The sequence below is a fragment of the Acetobacter nitrogenifigens DSM 23921 = NBRC 105050 genome (assembly GCF_000429165.1).
Taxonomy (GTDB): Bacteria; Pseudomonadota; Alphaproteobacteria; order Acetobacterales; family Acetobacteraceae; genus Acetobacter; species Acetobacter nitrogenifigens.
The window spans coordinates 240,864-262,415 of the sequence record NZ_AUBI01000004.1 but is presented as its reverse complement, the minus strand read 5'-3'; the positions used below and the strand labels follow the sequence as shown (position 1 = coordinate 262,415).

The following is a 21,552-nucleotide window of genomic DNA, read 5'->3' as shown; positions in this document are numbered from 1 at the left end:
ACAAAATCAATGTACGCCGAAAAATTCAATCTTGATCAACGCGTGGCGATCGTGACTGGAGGCGCCCAGAACATAGGTCTGTGTTGCGCGGGGGCGCTGGCGGAATTTGGCGCGCATGTCGTGCTGGCGGATCTGGATGAGGCGCGTGCGTCTCTTTCCGCTGACGAATTGCGTGCGAAGGGGCGCAAGGCGAGTCACGTGCGCATGGACGTGACCTCGATGGAAAGTGTCGATGCGGCGATCAAAGCCGTTGAAGACGAGTTCGGCCAGATCGATATCCTTGTCGCCAGTGCGGGACTCTGCATCTCCGAGGTCAAGGCCGAGGACATGTCGGAGGCTCAATGGCTGCGGCAGATCGACATCAACCTGAACGGCATGTTCCGCTGCTGTCAGGCTGTGGGGCGGGTGATGCTGCGGCAGAATCGCGGGAGCATCGTCGCGATCGGGTCCATGTCGGGCCTGATCGTGAACCGCCCCCAGCAGCAGGCGGCCTATAACGCCTCGAAGGCGGGCGTGCACCAGTATATCCGGTCCCTTGCGGCGGAATGGGCTCCCAATAACATTCGCGTAAACGCGGTGGCGCCGACATATGTCGAAACCACCCTGACGCGCTTCGGCATGGAAAAGCCTGAGTTGTATGAACGGTGGATTGACGGAACGCCAATGGGGCGGGTGGGTCAGCCAGACGAAGTGGCGTCCGTGGTGCAGTTTCTGGCCTCTGACGCCTCGAGCCTCATGACGGGGGCGATCGTCAATGTCGATGCCGGGTTTACCGTCTGGTGAAGGCCGCTCAGCGGCGTCTTTCGCGAGGCAGGGCGCCCCGGTCTGGCGTCCGGATGCAGCGTTCCAGTCATGCGTGTTTGACAAGGGCGGGCACGCGATCGTCACGATGACGGGAGCGGTGAACTGCGCTATTGTCGGGCGTGGTGAGACGATTGACGGCTGTCGAAGCTCGCCTTCCGACACATGCAGGGCGTGAGCGCTCGTCGCCATGCTACAGGATCAACCATGATCGACCTTCGTCTCGACACGCTTAAAGAAATTCCCGAACGTACGTCCTGTTTTTCCTATGACCGTTCGGTCGTAACACCGGGGATCGTTCACCTCAGCGTCGGGAATTTTCACCGGGCGCATCAGGCCTGGTATATGGATCAGGTTCTGGAGGCTGCGGGCTTGCAGGATTGGGGAATCGTTGGCGTCGGGTTGATCGACGACGCGACGGAACGCCTGAAACTGGAGGCGTTTCCCGCTCAGGACGATCTCTACACGTTGACCCGGTATGCGGCGGACGGATCCGTCAGGCACCAGATTATCGGCAGTATAATTGAATATATCTTTGCTCCGGGCGACCCGGAAGCTGTGTTGCGGCGGATGGCTTCGCCTGAAATTCGCATTGTCACCATGACGATCACGGAAGGTGGTTACAATCAGGACCCGGAAAGCGGGACGTATCATCTCGGAGCACGGGCGACGCAGGCGGAACTCGCCGCCCCGGCTACGCCGTCGTCTGCGTTTGGATACATAGTGGAGGCGCTGCGTCGGCGGCGGGAGGCAGGAACGCAACCGTTCACGGTCTTGTCCTGCGACAACCTTCGGAACAACGGCGCGATTACGCGTCGGGCTGTGATCGCGCACGCTACGGCCCTGGATTCCTCGTTGGGAGAATGGGTAGAGAAAAACGTGATGTTTCCGAATTCCATGGTCGATAGAATTACCCCTGCGGTGCTGAAAGAGGACGCTGACCGGGTAAACGCGGAATGCGGCGTCCATGATCGCCTGCCGATCATTTCAGAAGATTATGTGCAGTGGGTGATAGAGGATAATTTCTGTAACGCCCGCCCGCCGTTTGAGCAGTTTGGCGTGCGGATGACGGATGATGTGCATCCGTATGAACTGGCGAAGGTGCGGATGCTCAACGCGTCGCACTCGATGCTCGCTTATCCCGGTCAACTGGCGGGGTTGGAGTCGGTCAAGGACGCTGTGGATAACCCGTTGATTCACCACTTGGTGCTCGACTTCATGACGCAGGACGTCATGCCGCTTCTGACTGCGCCGGAAGGAATGGATCTGGAGCAATACAGGGACAAGATTCTCGCCCGCTTTGGTAATCCGCATGTGGGAGACCGCCTGGCGCGCATCACGGGGGACGGGCGTAGCAAGCTGCCGACCTTCCTGCTTCCGACGCTGGCGGCGCTGCGCGAACGTGGCGCGCCGACCGATCGCATCGCGTTCGTGCTCGCCTGTTTTCTGGGGTACCTGGCGGGGAAGACCGATGGCGGAGACAGTTTCGAGCCGTTTGAGCCACATTTGTCGGCGACTGAGCGCGCGGTGGCGGCGGACCCGATCAAGGCGTTGACCAGTTTGCCGATGTTTTCAGAACTTGCCCTGAACGAGAATGATCCGCTCGCGATCAGGGTTGCGCAATACGTACACGCCCTGCGCGAAATGGGCGTGATGAAGACGCTGGCGACGCTTATAGAGTGAACCCCGCCTCGGGAGGCGTTGGCGCCGTGGCGGCCTCCGGCTGTTTCTGGCAGGATACGCGACTTCTCCGATAGTCTGGACCGCCGATGACTGTGCCTTCGATTGACCCGTTTCACGCCATAACGCTCAGCGCGCTCGCGCACAGGCTTGCGGCGGAGGGACGCAGCATCATTCACATGGAGTTTGGGCAGCCGTCGACGAGCGCGCCGCGCGGAGCGATAGAGCGCGCGCACCATGTGCTGGACACTGACCCGATGGGATATTGGGAGAGCGAGCCTCTGCGGGTGCGGATCGCACGCCACTACGCGGAGAGTTACGGCGTTGAAGTCTCGCCCGACCGAATCCTTCTGACGTCCGGCGCGTCTCCTGCTCTTGTTCTTGCCCTGACCAGCTGTTTCGCGCCGGGCGCGCGGGTGGCGCTGGCGCGGCCGGGGTATGTGGCCTATCGGAACACGTTGCGTGCGCTGCATATAGAACCAGTGGAAATTCCGTGCGGTGAGAAAGAGAGATTTCAGCTGACTGCGGAGCTTCTTGCCGCCGTCGAGCCCCCGCCGGAGGGCGTGATCGTCGCAAGTCCAGCGAACCCTACGGGCGCCATTCTCTCGGGGTCGGAGCTTGAGGCCATTGCGGCGGTGTGTCGGAAGCAGGGAATTCGGATCGTTTCGGACGAGATTTATCACGGCTTGAGTTTCGGAGATCCGGCGCACAGCGCTCTGGAGTATGAGCCGGACGCCCTGATCGTGAACAGCTTCTCAAAATATTTCAGTATGGCGCCGTGGCGGCTTGGCTGGCTTGTGGTTCCGGAGGACAAGATCGCCGCCGCGCGGGCGCGCATGGGGAATCTATTCCTGACGCCGTCATCGTTGAGTCAGCATGCGGGGTTGGCCGCGTTTGATTGCCGTGACGAACTTGACCGCCATGTCAGGACGTATCGTCGCAATCGCGACCTTCTTCTGGCCGCGTTGCCGGCCTGGGGGTTGCAGCGGATCGCGCCGCCGGACGGCGCATTCTACATCTACGCCGACGTCGGGCATCTCACACAGGATAGTCTGGCCTTTTGCGAACAACTCTTGCGGGACACCGGAGTCGCCATAGCGCCGGGCGTCGACTTCGATCCAGTCGAGGGCAAGCGTTTCATCCGCTTCAGCTTCGCGGTGTCGACCGATTGCATCGAAGAGGCCATCGCCCGGATGACCCCATGGTTTGCGGCGCGTGAGGCGGAGACGCGCCCCATCGGACAGTAATTTGCGCATTTTCGCCAGAGCCGAGCGCGCGAAGATGTCAGAGCGAAAGGGAAGATCGTTGACGGACGTTCACGCCGCCGCGCGCCGTAGCGGCGTCAGCATAGAGAATGAAAAAGACGTTTATCGTCAGATATTTCTAGGGTTTTTTTGCCTATAGATCGCATGGCGCCAAATGGATGCTATTTTCGAGGGGCGGCGTTGTTACAGTCGCCTAGGGGGATAGGGGGCGCATGCAAATGCTGCGCCTTCTTATTCTTTATGTGAATGTATGTTATGCTGAGGTGTGCTGTCCAGGCAAGAAATATCGAGGCCTCTCACAGAGATGTGTATCGCCCGTTTCCGCTACGTAGACAGGCGCGACGTCAGAAATCGTACGACAGGGTTACGAAGGCCGCTCGCCCCGGAGCCCAGGAGCAGGCGACGGAGCGCGTGCAGATAGAGACGTATTTACGGTTTGTGATATTCGTTCCGTTAAATTGAATCTTGAACTGTCGGTAGTCGATATGGGCCTCCAGATCCCAGACGAGCTGACTCGGCACAAGAAACGTCGCAGGCAGCGCGCCGGCGGTGTTCCCCGTGTATCGCACCCCGCCACCGATTCCTCCGCGCCAGTCCGGCGTCAGCCGCACGTCCCGTTTGAGAAACAGGGACGCCATATGGGATGGAACTGTCGTCGGCCGCTGTCCGACCTCGCTTGCGTCGGTTGATTTGGTGATGCGGGGGTCCTGCCAGGTGAAGGACGCGAGAAAGTCGATATTCCAGGGCAGGCGACCCAGTCCTTCGACTTCGAACCCACGCGTGCGTTGCCGTCCGGTCTGGATATCGTATGTGGAGTCCACGGGATCGGTCGTCAGAACGTTTGTCTCGACGAGGCTGAAAACATCCGCCGTCAACATGAAATTGCCTAAAAAACTCTTTTCCGGCGGGCGATATTTCACGCCTGCCTCGATCTGTCTCCCTTTGGTCGGCACATAAGGGGTATTGAGGCGGGTGACGCCGACCTGCGGCTGGAAGGATGTTGAATACGCGACATAGGGAGAAAGGCCGAACGAGGACTGATAGAGCAGCCCGACGCGCCCGGTGAAGGCGTTGTTGCGTTGAGGCGTGCGCGCGGAGGTCAGGTTGTCGACTGTCAGGCTCTGCGTGAAATCGCCGCGTCCGGACAGCGTCAGATGAAAGCCGCGCCAGTCGGCCTGCTCCTGCGCATAGACGCCAAGTTGCGTCTCGGTCTCGTTGGTGTTGGTTTTGCTTCCATAGGTCGGCCACGAAATCGTCGTGTAGACAGGGTTGTATAAGTCTAGTGATGAAGCAGTCTTTTGTCCGCGCCGCGTGGCGATGAAATCGCTTCTGAAGTCAGTGCCGAACAGCAGGTCGTGATGCACGCCCGCCGTATTGAGTTTCAGTTCGGAGCGTGTATCGAGCGTGACGTTGTTGTAATTGGCGGACTGGAGCAACGCCTGGCGCGTCAGGGTGCGTTCGTCGGATTTCAGGGCGACGGCGGTGACGAAGCGATAAAGAAGATCGAGATGCGCGTAACGCATGTTCTGTGAAATCGTCCAGTTCGGCGTGATTTCGCGCTTGAAGGCATAGCCGACGGCGACCTGCCGTTTTGAATAGACGTCATAATTGAGATCGCTCATCAGGATATTACGTGGGAGCTGACCGTTCGGATTGTACAGCACGGTGCCTTGCGCTGGCAGAAACTGCGCCGTCGATCCGGCGTCGAGCTGCTCGAAGCTGCTGAGGAACGTAAAGTCTGTTTTCTGATCGGGAATCCACCGCAGGGAGGGCGCTACGTAAATCTCGTTGTTGAGGATATTTTTTGCGTACGTATCAGATTTTCTGATCAGACCGTTGAAGCGCCACAGGAGGGTGTGCTGCTTGTTCAGCGCTCCGCCTACGTCTGCTGCGCCCTGAACGCGGCTGTACGATCCTGTCTGGAACGAGATTTCGTTTTTCTGATCGGGCCGCGGGCGCTTGCTGACAGCGTTGATGATGCCGCCCAGTTGCCCCGAACCGTAAAGCGAGGAAGACGCGCCGCGAAGGACGTCGATCTCCTCCAGCCCCCATGGTTCGATGCTGAAGGATTGCGAGCTTGCGGCGTCCGGCGTCCGCGTGCCGTCGAGGTAGATGTCCGGCGTGAAGCCCCGGATGGTGCCGAAGTAGCCGCGTGGATCGTCTTTGGAGCCGTAGTCTGAAACGCCTGCGGAGTAGCGCACCGCTTCAGAAACGCTGCGTGAATTCAGAAGCTGCATTCGGTCCTGAGTGATGACAGTGACATTCTGCGGCGTCTGCTCGATGGGCGTTGCGGTCTTGGTCGCGGCGGCGACCGTATCGACGAGCAGCTTTTTTCTTGTGGCGCGTACGGTGACGGTTTCGGCTTCGGAGGAAAGAAACGGTCCGGAATCCGGGGGCGTCGTCTGTTTTGTGGATTGTGCGGCGTCTGCGTGAGAGGGCGCAAGCATGGGCGCTGCTGCGCAGAGAAGGGCAGGCAGCAGGGGGGATTGGCGACGCATTCGAGGGGGGAACCGTAAATATTGGGGGGCGTGGCAAGTCTACATGATATTAAGAACCATTATCAATGACTGTCGCCAAATTTCTCGCTAGAGCCTTTGGCTGGGCGTTTTAGCGTGCAGTCCAACGTGTCGGGCAATGGCCTTATTCGGCGTGCGCCAACGTCCGGGGTGCGACTGCGCTCCGGGCGCAATCGTCTCCACGTGGCGCTGAAGATGTTTCAATGGTCTATCCTGAATCTGGGGCGGACTTGCCCTTTTCCGCTCGCGGGGCCTACCCTTCGAAGGTGTCGCTCGGGCGGCCTTTCACGGCCGATCGCGTGTTCTCGCCTGCATACGGAGCCTTGACTATATGGCCACATCTCAATCCACCGACGCCGAAATCGCGGCGGGCGTCGACCGTCTGGCCCGCGCCGCTGTCAGTGTCGGGCTCAACATCGCGCATGGACAACAGGTGATCGTCACAGCGCCGCTTGAGGCGGTTCCTTTGGTCAGGCGCATCACCGAGCATGCCTACAAGGCCGGGGCGTCGCTGGTGACCACAATGTATTCGGACGACGAGGCGACGCTCGCGCGTTACGCCAACGCGGCTGACGACACGTTTGACGTCGCCGCGACCTGGCTCGCGGAGGGGATGGCCAACGGCTTTCGTTCCGGCGCCGCGCGGCTTGCGATTACGGGAGGCAACCCGAGTCTGTTGAGCGGGCAGGAGCCGGACCGGATAGCGCGCGCGAGCCGTGCGGCGTCGGTGGCCAATCGTCCGGCACTGGAGATCATCACAAGCTTTGCCGTGAACTGGAACATCGTGGCGGCGGCGACGCCCGCCTGGGCGGCGCTCGTCTTCCCCGGAGAGCCGGAGGATGAGGCAGTTCTGAAGTTATGGCGCGCCATTTTCGCGGCGTCTCGCGTCAACGGCGCCGACCCGGTCGCGGATTGGGCAGCGCATAACGCGCAGCTTCACCGGCGCGCCGCCGCTCTTAATGATCGTCGTTTCTCCGCGCTCCGTTTTACGGGGCCGGGTACGGACCTCACTGTGGGTCTCGCAGACGGCCATCTGTGGGCCGGGGGCTCGAACGCCGCCAAAAATGGCGTGGTCTGCAATCCGAACATTCCGACCGAGGAGGTGTTCACGACGCCGCACCGCATGCGCGTCGACGGATATGTGCGCAGCACCAAGCCGCTATCGTATCAGGGCTCGCTGATCGAGGGTATCGAAGTGACGTTCGAGGCGGGGCGTATCGTCTCGGCGCGAGCGTCGAAGGGCGAGAGCGTGCTGAGTCGGGTCCTTGATACGGACGAGGGCGCACGACGTCTGGGCGAAGTCGCTCTGGTGCCGCACTCCTCACCGATTTCCCAGAGCGGTTTGCTGTTCCAGAACACGCTGTTCGACGAAAATGCGTCCAGCCATATCGCGCTGGGGCAGGCCTATACCGAATGTCTTGTCGACGGACACGGGCAAAGCCCGGAGCAACTTGCCGAGCGTGGGGCGAACGGCAGCCTGATCCACATCGACTGGATGATCGGCTCTGGCGAAATCGACGTGGATGGACTGGACGATGCAGGCGGCGCGGCGCCGTTGATGCGACATGGAGAGTGGGTGGCTGCAGCATGAGTGACTGGACTTATCTTCGTGCGTCTTCGAGCAAGCGAACCGGAACGAGGCTGCGGCTGACGGGATCGTTGCTGGTTGCAGTGGGTTTATGCGCTGGGGCGCTTGCTCTACGCACTACACCAGCGCTGGCGCAGGAGACGCAGTCTCAGGCGGCCACGCCTCCGGCTCAGCCTTCCGCCGCCGAGATGGCGGCGATGCGTCGCGATGTCGAGACAGCGGCGCGGTATCCGCTGCCAAAGGATTTTATTCCCCGGATGTACGCCACTGTGCAGTCCCTGCGCGCCAACGGCTTGCAACCACCGCCGCCGGATCGGCTCTCCCTGGACGCGACGATCGCTCGTGTCTCCGCCGTTCCGGGGATCCAACCGGTGTTGAGTGCGCACGGGTTCACGCCGCGCGATTTTGTACTCGGATTGACGGCGTTCGGCATGACTGTCGCGATCATGTCGAATCAGGAGGCGCAGGCGTCCGGGCAGGCGCCAAAGCTCAATCCCGCGAACGTTGCGATGATTCGCGCCAATCCGGAGGGGACGCAGGCGTTGATGCAGGAGATGAACAGCCAGCCGCAGTGACGCCTCGGCGAGAGCGTGGGGGGGGGGCGGAAGCCTCAAGAAATCGACGATGAGATTTTGTAGGGGGGCTTCCCGCTGGCCGGCGGGCAAAGCGTCGAGTTTGCGAGCGACAGGCGCAGTCAAGATTTGGCTGCGCGAGTTGTGTTTGTGCGTGTGCGTTCCGCCTTGCGATCGAATGGGTTGAGGTGATTGCCTCCGACAATTTATGTCACAGCGTGCTCGTGGCGCAGTCTGACGACATTCGGGATGTCTGTTCAGCGTGACGGATATGCGACCGCGCTTTTCGTGTTGGCGCGGCATAAAGGCCGATTTTAAAGTCCATTGATGGTTAATTTATTTGGAAAATACTTTTTTGTCAGTAACGAATAGAGTTTACCTGCAAGGGTGTCGATGCTCTTCAATAAGCGATAATCTGATTTCGACGGTGTGTGTTAACTATTGAAGGCAGGAAAACGGTGATCCCCGTATGCTGCCGTAGAGGATGGGTGGACCCGTGAGATGCGCCGGGCCCAAGTCAGGACAACATTTGAACATTCGTCCTGAAGCCCGGCTATATGTTGTTCGTGCTTTTGTTTTCAGTTTTGCGACGCCGCTTCTTCCTGCTGCTCAAGATCAGAGCATGGGTAAGGCGGTCGTTTGATCGCCTGTTGAAGAGAGACGATGCCTCTCTCCGCGTGGGCGTTACGGCTTTCGCGGTCGATGCGTCTTACTGATGGAACCCTTCCGGCAGACGGTTTGTCTCCGAAATTAGGGATGCCTTAACAGGATACCGATTACCATCTGATGCAGATATTCCGGGGGACTGTAGTCGATGCGTCTCTCGTAGCGCGTCTCGTCGGGTAGGGGTCATAGTGTGCCGTGGCGTGAAATCTCTTGTCGAGAGGAACGCGCTCGGCGTGGTTCGGGGATCGAATGGCGGACAAAGCTGAAACGGACGGCGTGGACGCGCCTGCGCCCGAGAAAAAGAGCAAAAAAATTCTGCTTTTGGCAGGCGCGGCGGTTCTGCTGGCCGCACTCGGGGGCGGATTCTACTATTACAAATCGCGCGGCGCCGCTCATCCCAGACAGGCGGCCCAAAAGGTTCAGGACGAGCCATTTATTGTCGATATTCCCACGATGATGTCCAATCTCGATACGGGCGGCGGGCGTCCGGTGTTCGTAAAAATTTCGGCCAAGTTGCAAGTGCGGGGCGGAACGTACGAGGCAGTCGACGCCCAGATGCCGCAGATACAAAACATTTTTCAGTCCTACCTGCATGAGTGCACCCAGGCGGAGTTGAGCGGAAACGGTGTTTATCGCCTGCGGGAGGCGCTGCTCGGGCGTATCGCAGTTCAACTTGCGCCCATCGAAGTCAGAGACCTGCTCTTCACGGAATTTCTCGTGCAATGACCGACTCTGGCGAAGAACCTGGCGGCGGAATCCCGCGCCCCGGTCCGACCGCGTCCCTGCGAGATCTGACCGCCGGTGGCGCTGCTTATGGAGGGGCGGCGTTTGAAGACGCAAGCGCTTCCGATGACGATCATATTCTCGATCAGTCGGAAATCGACAGCATTCTGGGAAATGCTTTCGGTTCTGAGGATAGCGGTAGTGTTGGCGGGTTGGAGCGCGTCATAGGCTCTGGTTTGGTGACCTACGAACGCCTGCCCATGCTTGAGGTCGTATTTGATCGTCTGATGCGCATCGTGTCGACGAGTTTGAGAAATTTTACAAATGACAATGTCGAGGTTTCCATAGACGGCATCAACTCGATGCGGTTCGGCGATTATCTCAATGGCATACCGGCGTCTTGCGTCTTCGCGGTTTTCAAGGCGGAGGAATGGGAAAATTACGGATTGATGGTCGTCGATTCGTCTCTGACCTATTCGATGGTCGACGTGCTTCTCGGCGGGGGCGGCAATGCGCGTCCCCTCAACGTGGAAGGGCGCGTGCATACTACGATCGAGCGTGCGCTCATCGAGAAGATGGTCAGGCTTATTCTGTCCGACCTTTCGTCTGGTTTTAACCCGATATGCGCGATAAATTTCAAATTTGAAAGACTTGAGGTCAATTCGCGTTTCGCGGCTATTTCCCGGTCGTCGAACGCCGTGTTCGTAGCGCGCATGCGCGTCGAAATGGACGACAGGGGCGGCAATATCGACGTTTTATTGCCGTATGCGACTCTGGAGCCAGTCCGCGATCTTCTGTTGCAGCAGTTCATGGGTGAGAAATTCGGTCGGGACTCCATATGGGAGACCCATCTGGGCGCGGAACTGCGAGGCACCGATGTCGAATTGGAGGCGGTTCTGTCAGAACAGACGATGAAATTGTCCGAAGTCATAGCCTTGCGGGAGGGGGCGCTCATCGTTCTTGATCAGCGACCCGGCCAACCGGTCAAACTGCGGTGCGGCGAGATACCCATGTTCACCGGCCGTCTGGGCAGGAAGAAAGAGAGCATCGCGGTCAAGATCGAGGAAGATCTTCTCGGCGCGCGTACGCTTATCGAAAACTCCGATAATTTGTATTCCTGAGGGGGAGAATGAGATGACGGCGATCCAATACGCTATCGAAATTTTTCTCTCGATCCTGCTGGCGCTGGGAATATTTTACAGTATCCATCTCGGTCGAGCGCTTGCGGTTTTGAGACGCGACCGGCAGGAACTGGTTGATCTCGTCGCCCGCCTGGATGCAAGCGGTCATCGGGCTGAAGACGGGGTCGAGAAGTTGAAGCGTGCGAGCGACGTCAGTGGTCGCGCCCTCAGCCGTATGATTGATCAATCCAAGCTGTTGCAGGCTGAGCTTGAGGCGTTGGCGGAGAAAGGCGACGCCATAGCGGGGCGTCTCGATGGTCTGATCCGGCAAGGAGAGCGCTCGGAGGCGCGTCCGACCTCAGGTGAAACCCGGCAGCTTCCGGCGGCCGGGAAAGCGGACGTCGATGGATATTCCGTAAGCGTTGAGCCAAGGGCGGCCCCGCCGCGTCCCTATGAGCAGAGGTCACGTGTTCGGACTGCAGCGGAGCAGGATTTGCTTCGTGTGCTGCGAATGGGATGAGCCGCTCTATGCCGCCAAGGCTATCCTTTCAACGTCTGTTTCAACTGTCGTCCGGGCTCATGGGTGGGTTGCTGGCGATGAAGCTGTATGTGTTGGCTTCGTCGCTCCTGACGCCGGGCGTCGAGGACGCCAGCGTCAGCCTTGTCAGCGATGCTCTGGCGCTTCCGGCGTCGGCGACGCCAAAGAACGCGCAATCCGGTTCGGCGCCGCCCGCTAACGCAGTTCCGGAGCAGGGGGCGGCGAGCGCCGCAGCGAACGATGTCTGTTCTAAAGACACTCCCTGCGTCGGGCAGACGAGCGATCCTTCTCTGGACATTGACCACAGGGCCGAGGATCGCAGGCAGACGCTCATTGCGGACGTCGCGCAACGTGATCAGGAGCTTAAGGAAGAAGCCAGAAGTCTTGATGAAATGAAGCAGGCGCTTGAAACTTCGCGGGAGGCGCTCGAGTCAAGGCTTAAGCGATATGATCAGGAACAATCGACGCTGCAGAAGAAGGGGCAAGATGAAAAACGCCTGAGCGACGGCGATATCGATAGGTTGGTTAAAATATATGAGGCGATGGCTCCTCGCGACGCGGCGTCGATTTTCAATGTTCTTGACCTGCAGGTGCTCGTCCCGGTGATGGGCAAGATGAATCCCAGGAAAGCGTCGGCTATTCTCGCCGGGATGTCTCCAGAGCGCGCCACGACGACGACGCAGGCCCTTGCGGGGCTGTTTCCTCGCCGTGTGATGGTCAGGTCCGGAGAGAGTGGCTAGCGAAAATTCTCAATTCGGTTTGTAAATTATTTTATTGGTTCATTTGCGCCGAGCTGGTTCGAGCGACTGTTTGGCCGCAATTCAGGAATTTGGTGTGCGGATAAGATTATCTTTGGCGCTTTCGATCGCGACGGCTTGCGGGTGGAGCTTGACGGCGGACGCCGCAAGCGGCTCCGGCGCCGCGTCTGCCGGAGAGCACAAGAAGGTTCATCCTGCCGCCGCGCCTGCATCGACTTCGCCAACTCACGTGGAAGCGGGAGGGCTGCCGGCCGGCTGGAGACAAAATCTCGTCACGCCAGCGGCCGATGGGGCGGCGGCTCCGGCGACTGTCCAAGCTCCCGCAACACTTCCGGATAATGCCTCGCGTCCCGGCGCGCCTTCTCCAGCAAACCCGGATGCAGGGGCGGCGTCTGGCGCGACGACCGAAAAAACGTCGCCCGCCGTAACCAAAATATTTCTGCCTTTGGGCGACAAGACGGGCGTCGCCGGATTTTGGTCGCGGAAAACCTTCGTGATCGTCGCGGATCATGCGGTAGCGATGGATGCGGCCGCTTTGCGCGACTCAGGGCCGTTTTCGGCTCTCAGCGTGCATCTTCTGGGCGATAGCGCCATTATCACCGTACCAGCCAGCGTGCAGGGTTCGTTGAGTTTAAGCAAAGCGCCCGGCGGGTGGGTCCTCGCGGCTGAGGACGTGAGCGGACGCCCGCGTCAGGCGCCATCGATTACGCCGGAGCAGAAAGACGGTGGCGTCCTGTATCCAATGCCGAAGGCGGGGCGGGTAATCGCGCTCGCAGACCCGTCTTCCGGTGCGCGATTGCAAATCGGGACATCGGCGGAGGAGGTGTCTGGCGGGACGACATTCCGGCGCCACGTCGGTTACGAAATCTGGCCCGCCGCTCAAGGCGTGGTGTTTGCTGTCGAGTCAGACAGGATCAACGTGCGCAGTGGAGCGGGCGGTCCATTTGTCGATGCCGTGGGGCAAAATTCGGCGCCTGTCGTCAATGCGAGTTCATCCTCTCTTGCCGATGACGACGTCGATTGGTCATGGCTGGGGCTACGGCCCCTGACGCCGGCCGCTTTGCGCGAGGATTTTCGGCGACGTTGGACGCAGGCAGCGCTTGCTTCGCCTGAGGGGCGTGGCGAACCGAGGCTTGCAGCAGCGCGGGCGGCCTTCGCCATGGGGGATGCGAAGACCGCGCGTTCCATCGTGGACACCGCAGTCAAGGACGAACCGGCGCTCGCAGGTCGTCCTGGCGTGATGCTGCTTGCAGCCGCAGCGGCGCTGCTGAGCGGCGATACGCAGGCGGCGGGCGCACTGGAGCAGCCTGATCCTCGCGAAAGCGGAAGTTTCTGGCGTGGCCTCTATCTTGCTCGTGCTGGTGGAGATCGCGCCAGAGCGGCGGCGCTGCTTGCTGTCGGATACCCGCGCCTTAAGACGTATCCACAGCCTCTGCGGGAGCAACTGCAACCTGAAGCGGCGACATTCATCGCTCAGAACGGCTCGGACGGCGATCTTGGGGCTCTTGGCGAATTGCCTTCGGATCCGGCGTTCGATCCGGCTCGCGCATTTCTGTTGTTGAGGCGCGGAGACAGGCAGGGAGCGCTTGCGGCGTTCGAACGTCTGGCTGCTCGTCGTGACGACAGGCAGGCGGAATTGGGACGCGAGCAGTCGATCGGACTCAAGCTGCAGTTGCAGCGTATCTCTCCTGCCGAGGCGGCGAAAGCGTATAGTGGCCTTCTCCTACAGGCCCGTCTGGTCGGACGGGAGCTCGATGTTCGCAAAGCTCAGATCGCCGCACTCATGCAGGCTGGCTCGTGGCGCGAGGCGTTGCACGCGATCGATGACATGGAGAGTGTTTTCCCCGACCAGCGTTCGCCGGATTCGTCGCAGGTCGAGGCGATACTGGATAACCTGACCAGAGCTTCAGATCATGGAGCGAATACCGGAACGAATGACGTTATAGATTCGGTCGCACTTGTCGAAAGCCACATCGATCAGATTCCCGACACCGTTGTGAAGGGGCGTATTCTGGCTGGTCTGGCGACGCAACTGCAGACGATCGGCCTTCCGGGGCAGGCGGCCTCGGCACTTGAGAAAGCCTTGCCGCTCGCCGCTGACGACGCCTTGCGTGCAGAGTGGGGCGCGCGGCTGGCGGAGGCCGACGTCGCGGCGAAGCGTCTGGGGCAGGCGCGCCGTGCACTGGACGAAACGGCGGACACCGGCGCTCCGGCGGATGTCGTCTCCCGTCGGCGTGTGATCGCCGCAGGACTGCTTGCGCAGGAAGGCGGCAAGGACGAGGCGTTGCAGATGCTTGCGCAGGATGAGAGCGACGCTGCGCTCGATCTGCGCGGGCGACTTCTGGAGGAGCAGCGAAAATGGGCCGATGCGACGCTGGTGGTCGGGCGTCTGGCCACCCGAAGGCTTCCCGAAAAAGGCGACCTGTCCAACGTGCAGCAGGATCTTGCGATCAGGCTGGCGAGTGACGCCGCCCGGGTCAATGATTGGGCGACGTTGGATCGTCTCCGGGACTGGGTCGGCGGCCGCCGCATGACGGCGGAGCGGCAACGTGTCTTCACATTGCTGGTGACGTCGCCGGAGGAAGATTTGCGGCTGCGATCCGGCCAACGCTGAAGGGCTTCTGTCGCCTTGATGCGGTCTTGCGTCATGCGGATGAACTGTCCAGCCAACGCCGTTTGTAAGAAGTTTTTGTGTCGCGTTCGGCAGGATTGGCCTCGTAGCCGCCAAACATCGTTTCAATTGTAACTGAAAGGCGATATCGCCGCGGTTCTCTTCTCTGAGAGTGGTGCTCCGTCATCGGTCTGCAGGGCGCATGGCCGCGGCGCTCAGTCGTCGATGGTCAGCTATGTTTGGCCTGAGGCGAAATCTTCACAAACGAGACCTCAAAAACAGCTTGCGTCCAGGGGGATCACGCCCTATCAACCCCCTTCTTGGCCCAAGGGGGCAATTTTGCCCAACAGGCTGTCTACTGGTTTGGGGGTACGTGATGAACGCACTTGCTCAACTGGGGATGGTCTCGGAACTCCCGAGCAATAACCAGGTTTCTGTTTCCGTCGCCTCTCACGAAGAGGAGCGGAAGGATTACTTTGTCGAACGTGACGGCGAGAAGTTCGCTGGCACTCATCTGCTGATTGATCTGTGGGATGCGTCGAATCTCGACGATCCGGAGCGGATTGACGCCGTTCTCTGTGAAGCGGCGGTGACAGCAGGCGCCACGATTCTGCATAGTCATTTCCATCACTTTTCTCCGAACGGCGGTGTTTCGGGCGTGGTGGTGCTCGCGGAGAGTCATATCTCGATCCACACATGGCCGGAGCGTGACTTCGCCGCCGTCGACATTTTCATGTGCGGCGCGTGCGATCCGCATCTTGCGATTCCGGTGATGCAGCGTCTGTTCAACGCAGGCCGCATCGTCGTTGACGAGCAGAGGCGCGGCAAGGTCGCCTGATTCTAGGACAATCTGAAGTGTCGTGAACGAGGCCGGGCAAGTCCCGGCCTCTTTTATATGGGGATACGCGATGTCGATCGAATGGCTGAACGAAGAGCTGTACTCGGCGTGGGGACAAAGATTCCGGGTCGATAAGGAACTGGTCCGCAAGAAAAGCGACTTTCAGGATATAGTGATTTTTGAAAGTGAGTCGCACGGCAGGGTTCTGGTGCTGGACGGCGCCATCCAGATCACGGAACGGGACGAGTTCGTTTATCAGGAGATGCTGACGCATGTGCCGCTGCTGACGCACGGCGCTGCGAAGCGCGTGCTGATCATCGGCGCCGGTGATGGCGGCGTGTTGCGTCGGGTGCTGGAACATCCGGGCGTCGAGAAGGCTGTCATGGTCGAGATCGACGGAGACGTCATCGAACTTTCCAAAACATATCTTCCGAAGATCGCGGGCGATGCGTGGAATGATCCGCGCGCCGATGTCATCGTTGGCGACGGAATCGAGTATGTGGCGAAAGCGGTGGATGAGTCGTTCGATGTGATCATCGTCGACAGCACCGATCCCATCGGCGTTGGCGAAGTACTGTTCACCGATGCGTTCTATCAGCATTGCGCGCGAATCCTCGGACCGCAGGGTTTGATCGTCAACCAGTGCGGCGTGCCGTTCATGCAGGCGGACGAACTGCGCGAGACCAGCCTGCGCCGCGCGCGTTTCTTTCCGACCGTGTCGGCGTATGTCGCGGCGGTTCCGACCTATGTCGGCGGGTTCATGACGCTTGGCGTCGCGTCGAAGGGCGGCAACCCTGCGAAGCAGGATGTCGCGGCCGTTCGCGAGCGTGCGCGTGAGGCCGGGCTTCTGGGGAAGACGCAGTACTGGACGCCCGAGATTCATGTCGGGTCGTTCAATCTGCCGCCGTATATCGCGGCGAATCTGCCCGCTTCGCAAGACTGATTGCGGCCCTGCGCGATGTGTGTCGCGCAGGGCGTGCGGGTGCGTCGATTTCGTTTGACTTCGCAATGGTCGAATGCGACATCTGCGGCGTCATAGAGGGAGAGTTCGGGCTGCAAGGCCCGACGCCGAAGGAGCAACCGCCCCGGAATCTCTCAGGCTAACGGACCCTATGACACTGACTTCTGGAGAGTGACGCGGCATGCGTCCGCCGACGGGATAGCGATCTCAGGCAAACGGACAGAAGGGGCGCATAACTGACCCGGCTCAGGCCGGGTTCGGGAGGTGTGCCGATGCTTTCTTTTATGCCTGCGTTCCCGTCCCTCGTTCTCCGTCGGTTCTCGTTGTGAGCGAGGCGATTCTGGAGACTCCGCTCCTCGCGCTGCACAAGGAGCTTGGCGCGCGAATCGTGCCCTTCGCCGGTTACGCCATGCCGCTGCAATATCCTGCCGGCATCATGGCCGAGCATCTGCACACCCGCGCCAAAGCCGGTTTGTTCGATGTGTCTCATATGGGGCAGGTCTCGGTTCGCCCGCTTGACGGCGACATGGCGTCGGCCGCCCGTGCGATCGAGACGATCGTGCCGGTCGACGTTGTCGGTCTGAAGCCGGGACGGCAGCGCTACGGGTTCCTGACCAACGACAAGGGCGGAATTCTCGACGACCTGATGATCGCCAACCTTGGCGACCGGTTTCTGATCGTGGTGAACGCCGCCTGCAAGGCGGCGGACACGGCGCTGTTCCAGTCCGTCCTGTCGCCGATCTGCGAAATCGAGCCGATGGATCGTCGCGCGCTGATCGCCCTGCAGGGGCCGGAAGCGGAGCAGGCTCTGGCCCGTTTCGCACCCGCTGTTGCGAGCATGAAATTCATGGACGTGATCCAGGCGGATTTCGACGGGCTGGACGTGATTGTCTCACGCTCGGGTTACACCGGCGAAGACGGTTTCGAGATCAGCGTCAATGATGTGGATGTAGAGCCCGTGGCTCGCGCGCTGCTGAAGCAGCCTGAGGTCGCGCCGATTGGTCTTGGCGCGCGCGACAGCCTGCGTCTGGAGTCGGGTTTGTGCCTGTACGGATCGGACCTCGACGAAACGACGACGCCCGTTGAAGGCGCTCTTGAGTGGGCGATCCAGAAAATTCGTCGTGCGGACGGCGCCCGCGCGGGCGGTTTTCCTGGCAGCGACGTCGTCCAGCGACAATTCGCCGAAGGCGCGTTGCGTCGCAGGGTCGGGCTGCTGGTCGAAGGCCGGGCTCCGATCAGAGGCGGCGCGCTGTTGTTCGCCGGGGCCGAGGGCGGAGAACCGATCGGCGTTGTGACGTCAGGCGCGTTTGGCCCGACTCTTCAGGCTCCGGTCGCGATGGGTTACGTCGCCACGCCTTACGCCCAGACAGGTTCGGCGATCTTTGCCGAACTGCGTGGGCGTCGGACGCCTGTGACTGTCGCGGCCATGCCGTTCGTTCCGGCTGGTTTCAAGCGTTGAAGATCACGCGCCCGTCGGGCACGGTGGTAAAAGTTTCAAAATCGTAATGAAGAGGCGTGCATGACCACGTACTACACGAAGGAACACGAATGGCTCCGCGTCGACGGCGACGTTGCGACCGTCGGGATCACGGCTCATGCGGCGGAAGAGCTGGGTGAAATCGTCTTCTTCGAAGTGACCGCGCAAGGCGCGATCAAGCAGGGTGATTCGGCTGCGGTCGTTGAATCGGTGAAGGCGGCGTCGGACATCTACGCACCGGTGAACGGAGAGGTCGTGGAAGCGAATCCCGCTCTCGCGGACGACCCGTCGCTGATCAACTCGGCGCCGGAGGCGGACGGCTGGATGTTCACGATGCGTCTGGCGGACGCAGCGCAGCTCGACGATCTGCTCGACGCGGAAGCCTACAAGGCGCTGATCGGCTGATCGGCTGGCGGTCCCTCGTTTCGGACCGCCTTCGTCTTCGTAGTTCAGGGATGACGCGTCCGGCCGTTGTGCGGGCGCGCCTGTCTCCCACCTGTTCACGGCGCGAATTCCTGCCTCGCCGCCACATTGTTTCTTCGCACAAGGATTGTCATCGTGACCGCCCAGAGCCCCTGGTCCAGCCTTCGTCCGTCAGCCGACGCCTTCGCTTCCCGGCACATCGGCCCGAGAGAGGCGGAAATCACGTCCATGCTCGAGGCTTTGGGTCTCGGCAGCGAAGCAGCGCTTCTTGACGAGACGATCCCGGCGTCCATCCGCGCCAGCGCGCCGATGGGTATTGGTGCTGGCTGGTCGGAAGTCGCGGTTCTGAAGCGTCTGCGGGAGATCGCGGACGACAACGTCGTGATGACCTCCCTGATCGGGCAGGGCTACTACGGAACAGTTCTGCCTGGGGTGATCCAGCGCAATATTCTGGAAAACCCTGCCTGGTACACGGCGTATACGCCGTATCAGCCGGAGATCAGCCAGGGCCGTCTGGAGGCCCTGCTGAACTACCAGACGCTGGTTACGGAACTGACCGGGCTGGACGTCGCGAACGCCTCGCTCCTCGATGAAGCGACGGCGGCGGCGGAAGCCATGACGCTGGCGCGGCGTGTAGCGAAGAGCAAGAGCGCGGCGTTCTTCGTCGACGCCGACACGCATCCCCAGACCATCGCCGTTCTGCGCACGCGCGCCGAGCCGATCGGGATCGAGCTGGTTTACGGCGACCCTGCTGCTGACCTGCGGGCGGACGCCGTTTTCGGCGCGTTGTTCTCCTATCCGGGCAGCTCGGGCGCGGTTCGCGACCCGCGCGCCGCGATCGTGGCTCTGCACAACGCAGGCGCGATTGCGGTCATGGCGGCTGACCCGCTGGCTCTGACCGTTCTGGCGTCGCCGGGCGCGCTCGACGCAGACATCGCGATTGGATCGATGCAGCGTTTCGGCGTGCCGATGGGCTTCGGCGGCCCGCACGCGGCCTATATGGCGGTCCGCGACGAATACAAGCGTAACATGCCGGGGCGTCTGGTCGGCGTTTCCGTCGACAGCGCTGGCCGGCAGGCATATCGCCTCGCGCTGCAGACGCGTGAGCAGCATATCCGCCGCGAGAAGGCGACGTCCAACATCTGCACGGCGCAAGTTCTGCTCGCCGTGCTCGCCAGCATGTATGCGGTGTATCACGGCGCGGAAGGGCTGATCGCCATCGCCCGTCGCGTCGCCGGGCTGACGGCGGCTTTGGCCGACGGTCTGCGCGCGCTGCCGCTGACGGTGGAAACGGACAGCGTCTTCGACACGATCACGGTGACGCTTGCCGCCGACGAGGCTGAGCGCGTTCACGCGCGAGCCGTCGCCGCAGGCATGAATTTCCGCCGCGCGGGTGCCGGGCGCATCGGCCTGAGCCTCGACGAGACTTCTACTCCTGAGACTGTCGAGGCTGTCTGGGCGTGCTTCGGCGGCGCCGACGATCTGCTGTCGAAAATTTCAGTCGAGTCAGGCCTGTCGAAAGGCGTGCCCGAAGCGCTGCGTCGCGAGACGCCGTTCATGGCGCAGGACGTGTTCAACACGCATCGCTCCGAGACGGAGATGCTGCGCTATATCCGCCGTCTGGCGGACAAGGATCTGGCGCTCGACCGCACGATGATCCCGCTCGGCTCCTGCACCATGAAGTTGAACGCGACCGTGGAGATGACGCCGATCACATGGCCGGGCTTCTCGGACATCCACCCCTTCGCACCCGCCGAGCAGACGAAGGGCTACACGGCCCTGTTCGCAGATCTGGAGAAATGGCTCTGTGCGATCAGCGGCTATGACGCGGTGTCGCTGCAGCCGAATTCGGGCGCGCAGGGAGAATACGCCGGGCTTCTGGCGATTCGCGGCTGGCACCGTTCACGCGGCCAGACGCAGCGCGACGTCTGCCTGATCCCGGCGTCGGCGCACGGGACCAACCCGGCTTCGGCGCAGATGGTCGGCATGAAGGTTGTCGTCGTGAAATGCGATGAGAATGGCAACGTCGACATCGACGACCTGAAGGCGCGCATCGCGCAGCATGCGAACGAGCTTGCGGCGATCATGATCACCTATCCCTCGACTCATGGCGTGTTCGAGGAGGCGGTGCGCGAGATCTGCGCGCTCGTGCATGACGCGGGGGGGCAGGTCTATCTCGACGGCGCGAACATGAACGCCCAGGTCGGTCTGGCGCAGCCGGGCCGTTACGGCGCGGACGTCAGCCACTTTAACCTGCACAAGACGTTCTGCATTCCCCATGGCGGCGGCGGTCCCGGCATGGGACCGATCGGCGTGGGCGCGCATCTCGCGCCGTTCCTGCCGGGCCGTCCGGAGGCGCTGGGCGAGGCTGCGGTTTCTGCGGCGCCGTTCGGCTCCGCATCCATCCTGCCGATTTCCTGGGCCTATATCCGCCTGATGGGCGATGACGGGCTTGCGCGTGCAACGACGCTTGCGATCCTGAATTCAAATTACATCGTCTCGCGGCTGGAGGGCGCGTACCCGATTCTCTACCGCGGGTCGAAGGGGCGTGTGGCGCATGAGTGCATCGTCGATCTGCGGCCGCTGAAGGATGCGACGGGCGTGACGGTGGACGATATCGCCAAGCGTCTGATCGATTTCGGCTTTCATGCGCCGACGGTCAGCTTTCCGGTGGCCGGCACGTTCATGATCGAACCGACGGAATCCGAAGGCCGTCGGGAACTCGATCGCTTCTGCGACGCTATGTTGGCGATCCGCGCCGAGATCGCGCTCATCGAGGCCGGGCGGATGGACGTTGCAGCTTCACCTCTGCGCCATGCGCCTCATACGGCGGCCGATCTTGGCGCGGCCGAATGGGATCGTCTCTACGCACGCGCCGAGGGGTGCTTCCCACCGGGAGTTTCGCCGGAGGTGAAGTACTGGCCTCCGATAGGCCGTATCGATAACGTGTATGGTGATCGGAACCTTGTCTGCACATGTCCCGATATGACGGCGTACCGGTGAACGAACTTCCC

16 protein-coding genes and 1 riboswitch are annotated in these 21,552 nt (G+C 61.2%); of the genes, 15 read left to right on the top strand and 1 reads right to left on the bottom strand.

Features of this window, described 5'->3' with window-relative positions; translation table 11 throughout:
* The first annotated feature begins 9 nt into the window (after positions 1-9).
* The 3 genes from G442_RS0107985 to G442_RS0107975 all read left to right on the top strand — a co-directional run bounded on the left by G442_RS0107985 (position 10) and on the right by G442_RS0107975 (position 3,728).
* On the top strand, positions 10-783 hold the full coding sequence (locus G442_RS0107985; RefSeq protein ID WP_026397573.1) for an SDR family NAD(P)-dependent oxidoreductase: 774 nt from the start codon (positions 10-12) through the stop codon (positions 781-783).
* Positions 784-1,008: 225 nt separating this feature from the next.
* Entirely contained in the window at positions 1,009-2,484 is a 1,476-nt protein-coding gene (locus G442_RS0107980; protein WP_026397572.1) for a mannitol dehydrogenase family protein, read from the top strand.
* Positions 2,485-2,570: 86 nt separating this feature from the next.
* On the top strand, positions 2,571-3,728 hold the full coding sequence (locus tag G442_RS0107975) for a pyridoxal phosphate-dependent aminotransferase (RefSeq protein WP_026397571.1): 1,158 nt from the start codon (positions 2,571-2,573) through the stop codon (positions 3,726-3,728).
* A 362-nt stretch (positions 3,729-4,090) separates the two neighbouring features.
* Here G442_RS0107975 and G442_RS21400 read toward each other — a convergent pair whose 3' ends face one another.
* Positions 4,091-6,244, bottom strand: coding sequence for a TonB-dependent siderophore receptor (locus G442_RS21400; RefSeq protein ID WP_084440433.1), 2,154 nt, complete (start codon positions 6,242-6,244; stop codon positions 4,091-4,093).
* Between the two features lie 349 nt (positions 6,245-6,593).
* Between G442_RS21400 and G442_RS0107965 the strand changes: the two genes are divergently transcribed.
* The 12 genes from G442_RS0107965 to gcvP all read left to right on the top strand — a co-directional run bounded on the left by G442_RS0107965 (position 6,594) and on the right by gcvP (position 21,541).
* Positions 6,594-7,853: an aminopeptidase gene (locus G442_RS0107965; RefSeq protein ID WP_026397570.1), complete on the top strand. Its 1,260-nt coding sequence runs from the start codon at positions 6,594-6,596 to the stop codon at positions 7,851-7,853.
* On the top strand, positions 7,850-8,425 hold the full coding sequence (locus tag G442_RS0107960) for a hypothetical protein (RefSeq protein WP_246789363.1): 576 nt from the start codon (positions 7,850-7,852) through the stop codon (positions 8,423-8,425). The genes G442_RS0107965 and G442_RS0107960 overlap by 4 nt, the downstream gene beginning before the upstream one ends.
* A 912-nt stretch (positions 8,426-9,337) precedes the next feature.
* Positions 9,338-9,814, top strand: coding sequence for a flagellar basal body-associated FliL family protein (locus G442_RS0107950; protein ID WP_035376332.1), 477 nt, complete (start codon positions 9,338-9,340; stop codon positions 9,812-9,814).
* Positions 9,811-10,932 (top strand): flagellar motor switch protein FliM, encoded by a 1,122-nt coding sequence (gene fliM / locus G442_RS0107945; RefSeq protein ID WP_026397567.1) that lies wholly within the window; start codon positions 9,811-9,813, stop codon positions 10,930-10,932. Before G442_RS0107950 ends, fliM begins: the two co-directional genes overlap by 4 nt.
* 13 nt (positions 10,933-10,945) lie before the next feature.
* The gene (locus tag G442_RS0107940) at positions 10,946-11,452 is read left to right on the top strand and encodes a DUF6468 domain-containing protein (protein ID WP_026397566.1); all 507 of its coding nucleotides are present in this window, start codon (positions 10,946-10,948) and stop codon (positions 11,450-11,452) included.
* A complete protein-coding gene (locus G442_RS0107935) occupies positions 11,449-12,210 on the top strand; it encodes a MotE family protein (protein WP_026397565.1) in 762 nt (253 codons plus the stop codon). The genes G442_RS0107940 and G442_RS0107935 overlap by 4 nt, the downstream gene beginning before the upstream one ends.
* A 112-nt stretch (positions 12,211-12,322) precedes the next feature.
* Positions 12,323-14,842, top strand: a complete 2,520-nt coding sequence (locus G442_RS21395) for a tetratricopeptide repeat protein (protein WP_146882344.1) — start codon at positions 12,323-12,325, stop codon at positions 14,840-14,842.
* 373 nt (positions 14,843-15,215) lie between these two features.
* A complete protein-coding gene (gene speD / locus G442_RS0107925) occupies positions 15,216-15,677 on the top strand; it encodes an adenosylmethionine decarboxylase (protein ID WP_026397564.1) in 462 nt (153 codons plus the stop codon).
* 70 nt (positions 15,678-15,747) lie between these two features.
* The gene (speE, locus tag G442_RS0107920; RefSeq protein WP_026397563.1) at positions 15,748-16,620 is read left to right on the top strand and encodes a polyamine aminopropyltransferase; all 873 of its coding nucleotides are present in this window, start codon (positions 15,748-15,750) and stop codon (positions 16,618-16,620) included.
* Between the two features lie 85 nt (positions 16,621-16,705).
* Positions 16,706-16,798: riboswitch (glycine riboswitch) on the top strand.
* Between the two features lie 165 nt (positions 16,799-16,963).
* A complete protein-coding gene (gene gcvT, locus G442_RS0107915; protein ID WP_026397562.1) occupies positions 16,964-18,097 on the top strand; it encodes a glycine cleavage system aminomethyltransferase GcvT in 1,134 nt (377 codons plus the stop codon).
* Positions 18,098-18,157: 60 nt separating this feature from the next.
* The gene (gene gcvH / locus G442_RS0107910; protein WP_026397561.1) at positions 18,158-18,520 is read left to right on the top strand and encodes a glycine cleavage system protein GcvH; all 363 of its coding nucleotides are present in this window, start codon (positions 18,158-18,160) and stop codon (positions 18,518-18,520) included.
* A 153-nt stretch (positions 18,521-18,673) separates the two neighbouring features.
* Positions 18,674-21,541, top strand: coding sequence for an aminomethyl-transferring glycine dehydrogenase (gcvP, locus tag G442_RS0107905; protein ID WP_026397560.1), 2,868 nt, complete (start codon positions 18,674-18,676; stop codon positions 21,539-21,541).
* The last annotated feature ends 11 nt before the right edge of the window (positions 21,542-21,552 follow it).